We start from the raw sequence: 14346 nt of genomic DNA, 5'->3' as shown, positions 1-14346 counted from the left end.
AATCGTACAAAATCGCAGACTGAAGACTGAAGACTTCGGATTTTACCATTAAATATCAAGTATCATCATCATTTTTTTCTCACATTTGAAATGTAGTAAACGGCAGGAATAATGAAGATGTTTAAGAGGGTGGAACTGAGCAGACCTCCTAATATCACTATTGCCATTGGGCTTTGTATTTCATTTCCTGGCAGGTCGCCGGTTATTGCCAATGGAATTAATGCCAAAGCGGTAGTTAAGGCAGTCATGAGAATCGGGTTTAGCCTGTCTAAAGAGCCTTTAATGACGGTTTCATACAAAGCAACGCCTTGACTCTGCAATGTCTGATAGCGTGAAACCAATAATATCCCGTTACGTGTCGCTATTCCAAACAGTGTAATAAACCCGATGATAGAGGGAATACTTATGATTTTTCCTGTAAACCAAATGCTTAAGACGCCGCCTATCAGCGCCAAAGGCAAATTGAGAAAAACAATGCCTGCAAGCCTGATATTTTTAAATTCCTGATAAAGCAAAAGGAATATGATGAATAAAGCCATTAAAAAGGTGAAGAATAATATTTTTGATGCCTTTGCTTCGCTTTCAAATTGTCCGCCATATTGAATGCGGTAATTTTCCGGCAACTGAACAGTATCATCTATTTTTTCTTTGATTTGGTTTACTACGCTTTTTAAATCACGTCCGGCCACATTGGCTGAAACCACAATTTTCCGTTGTACATTTTCCCGGTTAATGGTGTTGGGGCCTGTTGTTGAAACAATATCAGCTATATAATGTAAAGGGATTTTGGATGTTGAATTTTGAATTTTGGATTGTTGGTTTGGATTGATATTGGTATCAATTAAGACGTTGCGGATATTTTCTATTTTGCCCCTGTTTTCATCATTAAATCGTAATACCAAATCAAAACTTTTGTTTCTCTCAAAAACCTGAGATACCTTTTCGCCTGCAAGGGCAACATCAATGAATTCGGCAAATTGACCTATTGAAATACCATATTTAGCCAGCATATTCCGTTTCGCTTTTATTTGTACTTGCGGAATTTCAATCTGCTGTTCCACGCTAATATCCACAAGTCCGTCTATGCCTTCAATGGTGCGCTCTATCTGATTAGCAACAGAAAACATTTTGGATAAGTCTGTTCCGAAAAGCTTAATGGCAATGTTGGCTCTTGTGCCTGAAAGCATATGGTCAATACGGTGTCCTATGGGTTGCCCGATGGTGATGTTCGCTTCAGAGACAGCACTTAATTTCTTTCGAACTTCCTTCATAAATTCATCCTTGCTTCTTTCCGCCAAAACAAAGGGAGCATCAATTTCAGCGGCATTTACACCTTGTGCATGTTCATCTAATTCGGCTCTTCCCGTTCTGCGTGAAGTAATTGAAATTTCTGGCACCGACAGTAGGATATTTTCAATCTTGTTTCCAATTTTATTTGATTCTTCGAGTGATATGCCCGGCATACTGACAGCATTTACCGTTAAAGTGCCTTCGTTAAATTCAGGCAAGAAACTCCGTCCCAAACCAAACATTAGAAAAATCGCCATAATGAACAACACGATGGATATCCCAAGTAATGTCTTTTTAATTTTCATTATCTTTCCTAATGCGGAATTATAATATCGGTGAAGCCCTCTTTCCAGCCAACTGCCTTTTGCCTGCTTTAAAAGCATTTTGTCGTTGGTAAGCATAAAACTGCAAAGCACAGGGGTGAGTGTTACCGCAACAATCAGGGATGCAAACAGAGAAACGATAAAGGAGATCCCCAGAGGCCGCAACATTCTTCCCTCCATCCCGCCAAGAAAAAACAAGGGGATAAAAGCAACAATAATGATAAGGGTCGCATTAAGGATTGATGAGCGAATCTCTTTTGAGGCATCATAAACTACAACAAGTGTACTTTCTCGTGCTTCATTATTTTTTTGTGCATTTTCCTTTAGACGTTTAAAGACGTTTTCCACATCAATAACAGCATCGTCTACCAATGAGCCGATGGCTATTGCCATTCCGCCAAGAGACATGGTATTGATGGTTAATCCCAAAAATTTAAGGGTGATAATGGAAACGATAAGTGAAAGGGGAATAGCAATCAGGGATATAATGGTGGTTCGGAAGTTCATTAAGAACAAGAACATAATGATAACTACAAAGACAGAACCTTCAATTAGCGCTTTTTGAATATTACTTATGGAAGCCTGAATAAAATCCGCCTGACGAAATATATTGGTGTTGATTTTGATGTCGGAAGGCAGGGTTTTGGCAATCTCTGTAATAGCATTATCAATTTTTTTTGTGAGTTCCAGGGTGTTGGTTCCCGGCTGTTTTGCTACGGTCATAATAATTGCCGGACTTGCTTTGAGTGAACCGTCCCCGATTTTAGGGATTGCTCCGCCTATTTTAACCTCTGCAACATCCTCTATTTTTACCGGCACATTAGCAACAACCTTGATTACTGCATTGCCTATTTCTTCCACGCTGTTTGTTCTTCCAACACCTCTTATGATGTATTCGTTGCCATATTCGTTCATAAAACCGCCTGAGGCATTAAGATTGCTTTCTTTACTTGCCCTCAGCAATTCGTTTAAAGAAATGTTGTAATGTTTCATTTTTTGAGGAGAGGCAAGTATTTGGTATTGCTTGTATTCTCCGCCAATTACAATAACCTGCGACACTCCTCCTGTCGCCAATAACCTGGGCCGTATATTCCAGTCGGCAATGGTTCTTAAATCCATTGGTGTTGTATTTTCCGATGATAAACCGATAAGCATAATTTCACCCATGATGGATGATTGAGGGGCCATTGTAGGGTTTCCGACTCCCAGTGGTAGCTTTTCTGCAATGATTGTCAGTTTTTCACTAACGATTTGTCGTGCCTTAAAAATATCTGTTCCCCACTCAAACTCTATCCAAACAATTGATATTCCTGCGGCAGATGATGACCTTACCCTGCGTACATTGGTGGCGCCATTGACTGACGTTTCAATTTGAAAGGTTACTAATTTTTCGACTTCTTCCGGAGCCATTCCGTGCGCTTCGGTTAACACTACTACCGTTGGCGCAGTAAGGTCAGGAAATACATCAACTTCCATTATGGATGCCGTATAAATGCCAGCTATTAAAAGCAGTGCTGAGGCTGCCATAATCATTAAGCGATTATTTAGGGCGTATTGTATAATTTTATTTAACATGGTAGAAATTTTAGATTTTGGATTTTGGATTTTGGATTTTAGATTTTAGATTTTAAATTTACTGACTGTTTATTTTTTGTTTAAAATTTAACATTCATAATTCAAGATTTCCTCTGGGTAGTTTTTACAATAGCAGTAATAATGTTGATTATAGTTTCAATGTCATTTAATTGAGTTGTAAATTCTAATTTAACCAACTGGCTCTTTTGAAGTAACCTTAACCAGTATCGGGTCTCTCTTGCTTCCTTTGATGCAAGTATCATTTTAGCTGCAAAATCTTTTCTTGAATGTGCTGCAATCGCCTCTTCTATATTTGCACCAATACTTGTTCCACTCCGGAGAATTTGTTTCGACAAAACATATTCCTTTTGTTCAGTCATTTTTTTATACAGCTCGATAATGCTTAAAGCAAAATCAAAGGTTTTCTCAAGTATTATATTGTCCTTTTTCATTGAAATTGTCCTTAATTTAAAATTCAAAATTTTATCAGTGTTCGTGTCCATGAGCAGGCATTTTACCTGACATTGTTGCTAATTTTATTTGGTAGGCTCCTTTAGTGACAACTCTTTCGCCTTCCTTTATACCTGCTAATACCTGTACATTCATACCATCATTGACTCCGGTTTTTAATTCACGCTTTTGAAATCCCTCACCCGATGTTTGCACATATGCAAAGTAATTTCCCTGTTCCTCTATGAGCGCTGAATAAGGAATTACTAAAGCATCTCTAATTACATTGGTTTTTAGAAGCACCTCTACGAATGAACCAGGAATGATTTCACCATTATTGTCAATCTCAAAGTTTACCGGAATATAATAAGCGTTGTTGTCGGCACTTTTTCCATATGAAACGAGCTTGCCGTTTAAGCTGTCAGTGCGGTATATTTTACTGTCATAGGCAGTTATGAAATTCGCTGATGAAATACTGTTGAGTTTTGAGAAATGCTTTTGAGGCACTTCGGCTTTTAAAATGAGTTTGCGGTTTTGGAAAACGATGGCGATGAGTTGCCCGATTCCAACATGCTCTCCTTCGCTTATCACCACATTTTTTATATACCCTTGTATTGGCGACTTGATTTTGTGTCCACCAGCAGTGTAGTTGGTTTCAATAGTATTAAAAGTGGTTTGGGCATTTTTGTATTGGAGTTGTGTTTCCTGAAAGTGTTTTTGTGAAATGATATTGTCTTTCGCCAACTCTGTGGCTCTTTCAAAATCTATTTTACTTTTTTCATAGTTATTTTTTGCTTCTTTGTATTTCGTGTCTAAATTACCTTCTGTTAAACCGGCTCCTGAAATTACAAATAATGTTTCGCCTACATTTACAGCAGAACCGATCAGTTTTTTATTGTTTCCGAATGTTATGATACCGCTGCTTTTTGCTGTTATAGTTATCTCGTCTCCCCGTGCAGGCAAGATTTGTCCTGTGGTTTTGATTATTTCTGTAAAGGGCTGTCTTTTTACTTCCCTATTGGCAAAATCTATCTTCCATGCCTGCTCTTTCAGGTAAACAATTTCTTCGTTGATTGTTTGTTCCTGTTGATGTAACAGTGCGGTTTTTGCGTCAGGGTAAACAGTGATGTTTTCTATCATGATTTTGTCGGAAAATTCCTTAGTACGGATGTCAAAGACCAACTGATATGTGCCGGGTTTTTCAGGATTCAAAGCCAATCGGAATATGCCCGGAGATGATGGTTTTTCGGCTTTATCCGTTAATGGCCTCTCGTTTCCGATCAGGCGGACTGTTACGGAACCTTCTGTTACTGCTTTGAAATTTTCTCCTAATCGGGTAAAGTGTGCAGCAAACTTTGAGGTTTTCCCTACGATCAAAGGTTTAAACTCTACAAACAGTTCCATTTTGTCTGTGTAGAGGGTGTAAGCAAGCGGTTCAGGCTCTACGTCTGTATGTACTTCGTCTCCGTGCAAATGACCGTGTTCGGCATCAACGTGTTTATGATTGTCATCATTACAGCCCGCTAATAAGCCTGCAACGATGACGAATGAAATGATTATTTTATTCATAAAGAACGTTCTTAGCATGTAAGTATCCTTGTGTAAAAAAGGTTTTTAATTTTTCAGTAATTTAAGTGGTAAATATGAAATTATTTAATATCAGAAATCTTAACTCCGACAAGTCTTTCAATTTCTGTTATTGAAGTAAAAAGATCGTTTAAAGCCTTTAAATATGAAACATTTGCGGTCACCAATGTTCGTTGGGCATCTAATACTTCAAGGAAATCAAACTCACCATGTTCATATCCCTGTTTTGACATCTTCAAAGATTCTTCAGCCTGTGGGACTATCGTGTCAATAAAAGAACGAACCAGTTCACGAGTTGAAGCGTACATAGAATAAGCATTGTCCAATTGAAGTAATAATTTGTTTCTAGCGGCGGCCTCATCATCTTTTGACTTGTGTGACAATTCTTTTGCCTCGATAATATTGCCCTGGTTTCTATTGAAAAAAGGTAAAGGAAGGCTTATTCCAGCCTGGATTGTATCGTCATCTGTTGCTGAAAGACGCTTATATCCTATAGATACATCAATATCCGGGATCATTTTTCTTTTTGCCTCTTTAACCTTTAATAACGAAAGGTTGACAATACTTTTTTGCGCTTGTAACTCAGGATAATTTTTTAATGATAACTCCTCTAGTTTTTCCAATTTGAGAAGCGGCGCATCGGTAACAGGAATAGGAACAAGCTTTTGTAAAGGAGCCCCTGTTGTCCCCATAACAGTTTGCAATCTCTTAGTTGCATTAAACATATTCCTTTCAGCTTCGACTACAGTTGTTTTTGCGTTGGATAATTCAACTTCCGCCTTAAGAACTCCCAACTTTGATATATCACCAACTTTAAACTTTTTGTCTGACAGGTTTTTCAAGCTCATTGCTATTTCAACGGTCTTTTTTGCAAGGTTTAATTCGTCTTGCGCTGTGAGAAGATCAAAGAATGCCTTTTTCGTCTGTGCTGTAATATTCCAGATGGTAGTTTGTACATCAAAGCTTAGGATATTTTTTTCCTTTTTTGCCACATCTGTTCTTAGTCCTCTTTTGCCGCCAATCTCTAATTTTTGCGATAATGAAACCATATTTTGGCTTTGATTTAACCCTATTTCTTCTGTGGGTATCTCTTCTGTTAACAGCGTAATCTCCGGATTTGGCATTAATTGAGCCTGTTTTATCTTTCCTTGGGCAGCACCTACGGTATGTTTCTTTGACATAATGATGGGGTTATTATTGATTGCAATATTTACAGCGTCTTCAATGGTTAGATGTTTTTCTTTCTGTTTGAATTCCAAATCAGAAGCAATCACTAAAGTGGTATTGAAAGATATTGCAAAATGCGTAACGATAAACAGATGAATTGCAATACTTAAAATTTTAAGAAAATTCATTTTATTACTCCTATTTATGGCATGAGACCTTTTTATGTTGACCGGGTGAAAGACAAAGCATGAACAATAAGAGAATAAACAGGCCGCTCCTACGGAGCTAACCAACTGTATGGAATATAATCTCTATCTACTACAAACAGTATGCTCCTGATGGAGCTAAAAGGATAATTTGTTTGTAAAAGTCCCGTAGGGACGAACTGTTTGTAATAACGGAAATTGATTAAATCAATCAAAGCTCCATAGGAGCGACCTGTTTGTCGATGATGCTTCCTTATAGAAAAATAAAGTCGATGAAAATGACGCTATTTTCCGAAAGAAAACAAATTTGCGAACAAAGGGAAATGTGGTAATACGAATTGTTTAGATAAGATAAGCAGAATTGAGTTGGTATATTTTATTGGAGGAAGAAGATTGGCGGAAAGATAAGAAATGGAAATTCTTTGAAGAAATGCAGATAAATAGGTCATCTGGTTGAAGTGAAAAACGAGAAAACAAACATGGTTTAATGGCGTGAATCGTCTTGGCGGAATTGGAATGGTTTGCAGGTAAATAATCGAAAGACAAAATATCCTTTGCGTCTTTATGGTCAGTTTCTCCTGGGCCATGATCTCCGGTGGTATGATGAACATGAACAGTACCGTGTTCAAAATGAAGTTCATGTTCGTGTGTGATAATCTTGCCCATAGTGGCATTCGATAAACAGAATGCAATGGATACTAAAATTAAAAGAAGTTTGGCTGTTTGTATTTTTGTCATCAGAGATTTTGCAGAATGAAATATTAAAAATATTTTTACTAATGCAAAATATAATTCATAACATCCCACAGTGTCAATAATTTTTCGTTATCCAGCCGTGATTCCTGCCGGGTTACAAACCTGGTAACCGTTCATGAGGTCAGGAAAAAACAACACTGACTAGGTTACAAACCCTGTCTGGGTTGTTTCGTCCTGACCCCATCATTAACGGTTACAAAAAAACGGGAATGCTCCCGGCTGGTTATCTGTAATTAACTTAACAATTCATTCGTTTGAAACTGAAGACCAAATTTTGTTATGTAGCGTAATGGCACATAGGCAGATAAAGGAAATGGAAAAGAAACGAAACACCATGCGTTTAAATTTGTATCAGACACAGGATGACGTGGATAATAAAAAAAACCAATTAATTGAAGAAATTGAGGCGGGGTTGAAGCAGAAGATTGAACAAACAGAACTGTTTACTATCAGATGGAAAGTTATATAATCGTAAATAGATTATGATAGTTGTGGCGCACACCGCTATAAATGAAATGCCCTGAAGGTCTTTAAAAACAAATTGACACAGAAGGTATAAACAGATAAATTGTAGTAACATAACTACAAAAGGAGGACTGATATGCTGCAAGTTGGATTAAGGGAAGCAAATATGCACTTTTCAAAATATCTGAAGTTAGTCAGAGAAGGGCAGGAGGTTGTTATAACGGAGAGGGGAAACCCTGTTGCCGTTATCAAGCCGATCATGAAAGAGGGGACGCCGGACGATAAGATCAAAAGTTTGGAAGATCGGGGAATATTGCGAAGGGCTGTTAAAGGGAAGTTGCCGCTTGGCAGGACTATTGCGATTACAGGAAAGCCTTTATCCGAAACCATCATAGAGGGAAGGGAAGAGAGGTTTTAAATGAACCCGCCCTGGATATATATTGATACAAGCGCATATCTGAAGATATTCCTGAAGGAAGAGGGGTCGGACAAGGTAAGGAAACTGGTCAAAGAAAACAGACTCCTTGCATCCGCCATTCTTACGAGCGAGTGTTTTTCAGCCTTCTCAAGGCGAAGGCAAGGGAAAGAGATAGATGATAAGACCTTTGACAGGTTAGTGAACCGCGTGAAAAAAGACTTGCCGTATCTTGAAATAGTCAGACTTACAGACGATGTATTAAGGAGGACTGAGGAAATTCTATTGCATTCAAGTGCGCGAACCCTTGATGCTATCCACATAGCCTCGGCGCTGCTATTTCAGGAATCAACAGGAATAGCGCTGACATTTATTACCTCTGATAAAAGACAGGCAGAATTTACCAACGATAAAGGGTTAAAGACTGTTTTTATTGGTTGAACTGCTGAAGATGGGGAGATATCCAATGACAGATGCTGACAAGATAAACATTCTGATTAAAGAAGGCGAAGGCTTAACGGTTGAGTTTAAGGAGAGATACACGCCAAAGATTGACCGTGATATTGTCGCCTTTGCCAATTCAAAAGGCGGTTTATTGCTTCTCGGTATTGATGATAGAGGAAAGGTTGTTGGTGAGAAACTGACCAATAAAATGAAAGCAGAAATAAATGCTATTGCCAGGAACTGTGATCCGTCAATTCACATTAAGAAAATCCATCAAGAGGGAAATATCGTTGTTGTTGAGGTTGCCGAGGGAGATGAAAAGCCTTATGGTTCATCTTCCGGTTATTACAGACGGCTTGACGCAGTGACACAGAAGATGACTCATCGGGAGGTGCGGTCTCTTTTTCGTGAAACCGATAATATCTCCTTTGAGGATATCCCTTGCAGAGATTTAAGCCTTAAGGATATTTCGCTTATGAAAGTTAAATCATTTTTGCGTGAAGCAAATATGTCTTACAAGGTCAGCAAGGCAAATCTTGCCTCCTTTCTCACAAGTCTGAGCATTTACAGGAAAGACAAAATCAACAATACAGGGGCTTTAATGTTTTCTTCCAAAGTTGAAAAGTTCATCCCTCGCAGAAAGCATCTTTGCATCTTTTAAGGGAACGGATAAAACGAATATTTATGACAGAAATGATGTGAAAGACGACCTCTTAACCCAGTTTAATGGAGCCGTTGCATTTTTAAAGAAACATTTAAACGTTCGCAGTGAAATTCGGGGTTTTGACCGCTTTGACATTTATGAGATTCCTTTAGACGCCTTAAGGGAGGCAGTTGTTAATGCTATAGTCCACAGGAATTATACGATTAACGGAACAAGTATTTATGTAAGAATATTTGATGATCGCGTGGAAATAGAAAACCCCGGCGGATTGCCTGATGGAATTACAAAGCGGGATTTCGGCAAGCCATCTGTAAGAAGAAATCCGATTATTGCCGATCTGTTCCATCGCATGGGTAAAGTTGAGCGTATGGGTTCTGGTATCGAGCGTATGAGAGAGCTTATGCGCGAGGCCGGACTGAAAGAACCTGTGTTTGAAATGGATGCGTTCTTTCGGGTCATTTTTTACCGTGATTCAAGGTATTCTCTTAAAGCGGGGAAAGATATTACCCAGAAAACTACCCAGAAAATTATAGAAGCTATCGCTAAGAAATCAGATATCACTCAAAAAGAACTGGCTGAACTTATTGGAATAACTGATGATGGAATAAAATATCATATAACCAGACTTAGAAAAAAGGGGATTCTCAAACGCATCGGTCCCGATAAAGGCGGGCATTGGGAGATTGTTGATGGGTAATACACAACGATTAGAACTTATATAGATAGGCAATGACGAGCATTTTAGCTTTCAGCCTTTTTGGTAGGTTACGTTCCAAGAGATTTGTGCCAATGATAGATGCATTGTAGGTATTGAAATCCTCGATGCGTCACACCATGTAATGCTGGACAGGCTTTTACACGTAAAATACGAGCTTTCAAGGGCATAAATTTGTTCCCAGTAACTTATGTGCCAACATGAAGACAATAACCTTAAAAAGCGACTCTCCGGAGACTGTGGCTCCTCTTTTAAAAAACGCAGTGGAGAGGGAAGAGAAAATCATTATGGATACCATCAGGAAGAGTAAGGAGAAGATTAACTCTCTCACAAAAACGCTCGGAGTTGATACTGGTAAGTTAATGAAGTGAGATGTTGAACATACAGAGACCAACGACATGCAGTTTATTGAACTTGAAGGGGAGATTGAAATTTTAAAGCATCTTGAAACTGAACTGATTTAACACCGATTTTCACACACACATAAACCATCATAATACACCCCTTAAAGTCGTCTGTGTTTGAAGGCTGCAGAGCGATGAATTTATTTTGCCCTTACCTTGTAAACTTATATTACAAAATAGTCTATGCCTTGTATTTCATTACTTGCCTGTTAGTAGTAACAAATTACATTTTTAAATCAGGGCATTTTTGCATTATTCGGGAATTTCAGCAAATTTTGGGATTTTAGGGTGATAATATGATGAACAAAATGCTTGATTGATGATTATAAGTGTGCTACAATTCTGAATATTAACCAATTAGCAAGCGCAAATACCTCTCAAATAGAAGGTATTTGACGGTATTATCAGTATTCAGCAAGAATATTACAAATGCATAATCATCATAATAACACCCTAATACATGGCAAACTTAATCTAGTTTCATATTTCAATAATCCTGTTTCACAAAGACAAAAACAATATGAAGCAGTAAGGGCCATTGTAATTGACAAACAGGCAGTTGAGACTGTAGCAACAAAATTTGGTTACAAGCCAGGCACGGTTTATTCTTTAATGAGAGACGTTAATGCAGGGAAAATAGAACTTTTCCCTATCGTGCGAAAGGGCCCTAAAAAGAAAAGGACTACTTGTGATGTTCAGGATAAAATTATCAAATACAGGAAACAGGGACTATCGACAACCGACATCCATAGCCGCCTTGCGGAAGAGGAGATCAATATATCTGCAATCACAGTAGAACGTATTCTGAAAACCGCAGGGTTCGGCAAACTAAAACGCAGAACGAATAATGAACTTGGAAAAACTCTTAAAAACAAAATCATACCGGAACGTTCGGAACACCTGGATTTTGAGATACTCGAATATCTTAATGTGGATTGCCCCACGGCCGGGGTTTTCTTTTTTATCCCTTATATCATAGAATCCGGTATCCTTGATTTGTTGCAGGAATGTAAGTTGCCTGAATCAAGCGATATTGGATCGACGCAAGCCTGTCTTTCCATGTTACTGCTGAAATTAATAGGCGAGAGGAGGCTGACCCATATTTGTGCTTATGACCAGGAACCTGGCTTTGGAGTTTTTGCCGGATTAAACGTTCTTCCGAAGCCTACATACATGAACACCTATTCATGCCGTTGCTCTGAAACTCAGTTGATGAATTTGCAAAGCAAAGTTGTTTCGCTTTTCAGGAAAAAGTATCCGGACTTTTATAGTAGCGACTATATAAATCTTGATTTTCACTCGATCCCGCATTATGGGGATGAATCCGAAATGGAAAAGATCTGGTGTGGGTCTAAGGGTAAGACCATGAAAGGCGCTAATACCATCATTGCGTCTGATAGTAAAAGCAATGCAGTTTTATATACAAGAGCTGATATACTACGGCGCGAAGAGTCGCAAGAGGTTAAAAAGTTTGTAAGTTACTGGAAAAATATAAAAGGCAATGTTAGCGAAACACTTGTTTTTGATTGCAAGTTTACGGCTTACAATATCCTTGACGATCTTGAAAATGACAAGGTAAAGTTCATAACGCTTCGTAAACGTTATGCCGGCCTTGTGAAGGAAACATTGGTACTTCCAAAGGAGGTATGGAAAAAAGTTTATATTCCGGTTCCAAAGCGAAAGTATAAAAACGTCTCAGTTTATGAAAGCGAAGTCAGGCTTAAAGATTGTAAAAACATTTTCAGGCAAATAGTGGTGAAAGATCACGGACGGGAGAACCCTACATTTATTTTAACCAATAGCAAAGAGCTGTCCTTACAAAGGGTATTGGAAGTTTACGCTAAACGATGGCGGATAGAAAACAAAATAGCCGAACTGGTAATGTTTTTCAATCTGAACTCTCTGTCTTCACCTATTATGATCCGTATTCATTTTGACATTCTATGGACAATGATTGCTGATACCCTGTATCATCGATTCGCATGCGACCTGAGACGTTTTGAAAATAATCTTGCCCCTGCAATATTCAGGAAGTTTATTGATATGCCGGGGAGGGTCGTTTATGACGGTGGTAAGTTTTTTGTGAAAATAAGAAAAAGAGCACATACTCCGGTTTTGATGGAAGTAAAAAAATTACAAACTCCATTCGCTGTTCCATGGCTTGGAGGAAAATCTATTGAAATTGTCTGGACGGCATGATTAGGGTGTTTTTATGATGGTTTTCATGCCTGTGAAAATCGGTGTTAAAGGAGAACCTTATGAAGAAACAGGAGAAAGGTCATATTGTATGTGACCCAAAAATTCTTAATGGAAAGCCTATTATCAAGGGCACAAGAATCTCTGTGGCTCTGATACTGCAGAATATTACTTCAGGTATGACCAGGGAGGAAATCCTCATGGGTTATCCAAAACTGACAGAAGAAGGATTGGATGCAGCTCTGGATTTTGCCACTAGACAATTCCAGGGATAAGAGGTTAATGTTTTTGCAAATAAAGAGTAACCATGAAAATACTCGCAGATGAAAATATACGGTTGAATTGCAAAAAATATTACTGAAGTTATGAACAACGAAAAAGTGCTATTGAATACTGAAAAATCATTTATGATCGTACTTTCCGAATCTGGATATAGAATTCATAGACATCAGGATTAAACAATCATCTGCAGTAGAGAAGAAGAGCGCGAGGCGGAACTGATGCGGAAGGGGGATAAGTCGTGAGAAAGAGCGCAATAGAGATTTTAAACACCCAGGTAGAGACGCAAGATTTTGCGTCTCCATGGATGAATGAGAGTTTTAGGAAGTTTGGGGTATGAAGAAACAATATTCAAATATAAAATTCGGAAATTTTGTAGAGATACAACCAATAGTAAGGATTAATAAAGATACAAATTGTAGCTTCATACCTTCTGAAAAATATCTATGAAAGCGGCGAAATTGATCATCCGGCAACTTGTAAGGATTTCTTACAAGTTCAACAAGAAGGAAACAGAGAGGTAAAAAGAAGCGCCTCCTTTTATTCATTGGAAGCAATTATTGCGGTTGGTTACCGTGTCAATTCTGAAAGAGGCATCCAGTTTAGGCAGTGGGCAACAGAAATCCTCAAAAGCTATATCCACAAAGGTTATGTGCTGGATAGCGACAGATTCAAATATGGCTCCCGATTCAGCGCCAGATATTTTGACGAACTTTACGAAGAAATCAAAGACATCCGCTCCAGCGAGAGGATGCTTTACCAAAAAATTACAGACTTCCTTTGTAAGGAATAATTTCAATAGTAAACATCCTAAATAAGTTGACATGAATCCGTCATTGCGAGCGACAGCGAAGCAATCCATGCCATGAGATTGAGGAGCCTGTTCCGAACGAAGTGAGGAATCTTACCAATAGTTTGCTTCGGCTTTGCCTCGCAACTGTTCCTCCTCGCAATGACAACTTTCTTTTAGCGTTTACTATAGTATTTAGTAACCGTTCAATAAAACATGTTATCCCCGTGGCCAGTACATGATGATAACCACACCAATAAGGGCAATAAGACCACCGATCAGATCAAATTTATCCGGAGCTATCTTATCAACCTGCCATCCCCATAGAATGGAGAGAACTATGAATACACCACCATAGGCGGCGTATACACGGCCAAAGTTTGCAGGCTGGAAGGTTGGTATGACTCCGTAGATAACCAGTACTATCGCTCCGAATAAACCAAGCCAAATACTCTTCTCCTCTCTTAGCCAGAGCCATACGAGGTATCCGCCGCCTATTTCGCAGAATCCGGCAAGGATAAAGAAGAAAATGGACTTTGTAATCTCGATCTTTTCCATGGTTTTCCTCTTTTGCGTTAGAAATCTTTTCTTTCACAAGGTACTATAGCGATTCTTCAAGG

The 14346-nt window shown here is 38.6% G+C and carries 15 protein-coding genes; 9 read left to right on the top strand and 6 right to left on the bottom strand.

The window, feature by feature from the left end:
- Positions 1–68 precede the first annotated feature (68 nt).
- From KSMBR1_RS18915 to KSMBR1_RS18895, 5 genes are all read right to left on the bottom strand, one after another.
- Positions 69–3188, bottom strand: a complete 3120-nt coding sequence (locus KSMBR1_RS18915) for an efflux RND transporter permease subunit (protein ID WP_099326705.1) — start codon at positions 3186–3188, stop codon at positions 69–71.
- 101 nt (positions 3189–3289) lie between these two features.
- Positions 3290–3640, bottom strand: coding sequence for a four helix bundle protein (locus KSMBR1_RS18910; protein WP_099326704.1), 351 nt, complete (start codon positions 3638–3640; stop codon positions 3290–3292).
- 34 nt (positions 3641–3674) lie between these two features.
- Positions 3675–5207, bottom strand: a complete 1533-nt coding sequence (locus KSMBR1_RS18905) for an efflux RND transporter periplasmic adaptor subunit (RefSeq protein ID WP_157820733.1) — start codon at positions 5205–5207, stop codon at positions 3675–3677.
- An 80-nt stretch (positions 5208–5287) separates the two neighbouring features.
- Positions 5288–6580, bottom strand: a complete 1293-nt coding sequence (locus KSMBR1_RS18900) for a TolC family protein (protein ID WP_099326702.1) — start codon at positions 6578–6580, stop codon at positions 5288–5290.
- A 360-nt stretch (positions 6581–6940) separates the two neighbouring features.
- A complete protein-coding gene (locus tag KSMBR1_RS18895) occupies positions 6941–7336 on the bottom strand; it encodes a hypothetical protein (protein WP_157820732.1) in 396 nt (131 codons plus the stop codon).
- 331 nt (positions 7337–7667) lie between these two features.
- Between KSMBR1_RS18895 and KSMBR1_RS18890 the strand changes: the two genes are divergently transcribed.
- From KSMBR1_RS18890 to rhuM, 9 genes are all read left to right on the top strand, one after another.
- Positions 7668–7823, top strand: coding sequence for a hypothetical protein (locus tag KSMBR1_RS18890; RefSeq protein WP_157820731.1), 156 nt, complete (start codon positions 7668–7670; stop codon positions 7821–7823).
- 132 nt (positions 7824–7955) lie between these two features.
- Entirely contained in the window at positions 7956–8237 is a 282-nt protein-coding gene (locus tag KSMBR1_RS18885) for a type II toxin-antitoxin system Phd/YefM family antitoxin (protein WP_099326699.1), read from the top strand.
- Entirely contained in the window at positions 8238–8675 is a 438-nt protein-coding gene (locus tag KSMBR1_RS18880; RefSeq protein ID WP_099326698.1) for a type II toxin-antitoxin system VapC family toxin, read from the top strand.
- Positions 8676–8700: 25 nt separating this feature from the next.
- Positions 8701–9339: an AlbA family DNA-binding domain-containing protein gene (locus KSMBR1_RS18875; RefSeq protein WP_157820730.1), complete on the top strand. Its 639-nt coding sequence runs from the start codon at positions 8701–8703 to the stop codon at positions 9337–9339.
- Positions 9296–10039, top strand: a complete 744-nt coding sequence (locus KSMBR1_RS18870; RefSeq protein ID WP_099326696.1) for an ATP-binding protein — start codon at positions 9296–9298, stop codon at positions 10037–10039. The genes KSMBR1_RS18875 and KSMBR1_RS18870 overlap by 44 nt, the downstream gene beginning before the upstream one ends.
- A 257-nt stretch (positions 10040–10296) precedes the next feature.
- A complete protein-coding gene (locus tag KSMBR1_RS22785) occupies positions 10297–10428 on the top strand; it encodes a hypothetical protein (protein WP_261341071.1) in 132 nt (43 codons plus the stop codon).
- A 462-nt stretch (positions 10429–10890) separates the two neighbouring features.
- Positions 10891–12660, top strand: a complete 1770-nt coding sequence (locus KSMBR1_RS18865; protein WP_099326695.1) for a transposase — start codon at positions 10891–10893, stop codon at positions 12658–12660.
- 59 nt (positions 12661–12719) lie between these two features.
- Positions 12720–12932 carry a DUF433 domain-containing protein gene (locus KSMBR1_RS18860; protein WP_099326694.1) on the top strand — a complete coding sequence of 71 codons (213 nt, stop codon included), beginning with the start codon at positions 12720–12722 and terminating at the stop codon, positions 12930–12932.
- Positions 12933–13339: 407 nt separating this feature from the next.
- Positions 13340–13729: a RhuM family protein gene (gene rhuM, locus KSMBR1_RS18855; RefSeq protein WP_099326693.1), complete on the top strand. Its 390-nt coding sequence runs from the start codon at positions 13340–13342 to the stop codon at positions 13727–13729.
- Positions 13730–13945: 216 nt separating this feature from the next.
- On the opposite strand, the gene KSMBR1_RS18850 is transcribed toward rhuM, so the two are convergent.
- Positions 13946–14275, bottom strand: coding sequence for a YnfA family protein (locus tag KSMBR1_RS18850; protein WP_099327119.1), 330 nt, complete (start codon positions 14273–14275; stop codon positions 13946–13948).
- Positions 14276–14346: the final 71 nt, after the last annotated feature.

Origin of the sequence: Candidatus Kuenenia stuttgartiensis, from assembly GCF_900232105.1 — a bacterium.
GTDB classification, from domain to species: Bacteria; Planctomycetota; Brocadiia; order Brocadiales; family Brocadiaceae; genus Kuenenia; species Kuenenia stuttgartiensis_A.
The sequence above is the reverse complement of the archived record's forward strand: the minus strand, read 5'-3'. Positions and strand labels throughout refer to the sequence as shown.

Bases quoted from the DNA above. Each gene is read 5' to 3' on its own strand.
- KSMBR1_RS18915 (WP_099326705.1), bottom strand. From the start codon at position 3,188: ATGTTAAATAAAATTATACAATACGCCCTAAATAATCGCTTAATGATT.
- KSMBR1_RS18910 (WP_099326704.1), bottom strand. From the start codon at position 3,640: ATGAAAAAGGACAATATAATACTTGAGAAAACCTTTGATTTTGCTTTA.
- KSMBR1_RS18905 (WP_157820733.1), bottom strand. From the start codon at position 5,207: ATGAATAAAATAATCATTTCATTCGTCATCGTTGCAGGCTTATTAGCG.
- KSMBR1_RS18900 (WP_099326702.1), bottom strand. From the start codon at position 6,580: ATGAATTTTCTTAAAATTTTAAGTATTGCAATTCATCTGTTTATCGTT.
- KSMBR1_RS18895 (WP_157820732.1), bottom strand. From the start codon at position 7,336: ATGACAAAAATACAAACAGCCAAACTTCTTTTAATTTTAGTATCCATT.
- KSMBR1_RS18890 (WP_157820731.1), top strand. From the start codon at position 7,668: ATGGAAAAGAAACGAAACACCATGCGTTTAAATTTGTATCAGACACAG.
- KSMBR1_RS18885 (WP_099326699.1), top strand. From the start codon at position 7,956: ATGCTGCAAGTTGGATTAAGGGAAGCAAATATGCACTTTTCAAAATAT.
- KSMBR1_RS18880 (WP_099326698.1), top strand. From the start codon at position 8,238: ATGAACCCGCCCTGGATATATATTGATACAAGCGCATATCTGAAGATA.
- KSMBR1_RS18875 (WP_157820730.1), top strand. From the start codon at position 8,701: ATGACAGATGCTGACAAGATAAACATTCTGATTAAAGAAGGCGAAGGC.
- KSMBR1_RS18865 (WP_099326695.1), top strand. From the start codon at position 10,891: ATGCATAATCATCATAATAACACCCTAATACATGGCAAACTTAATCTA.
- KSMBR1_RS18860 (WP_099326694.1), top strand. From the start codon at position 12,720: ATGAAGAAACAGGAGAAAGGTCATATTGTATGTGACCCAAAAATTCTT.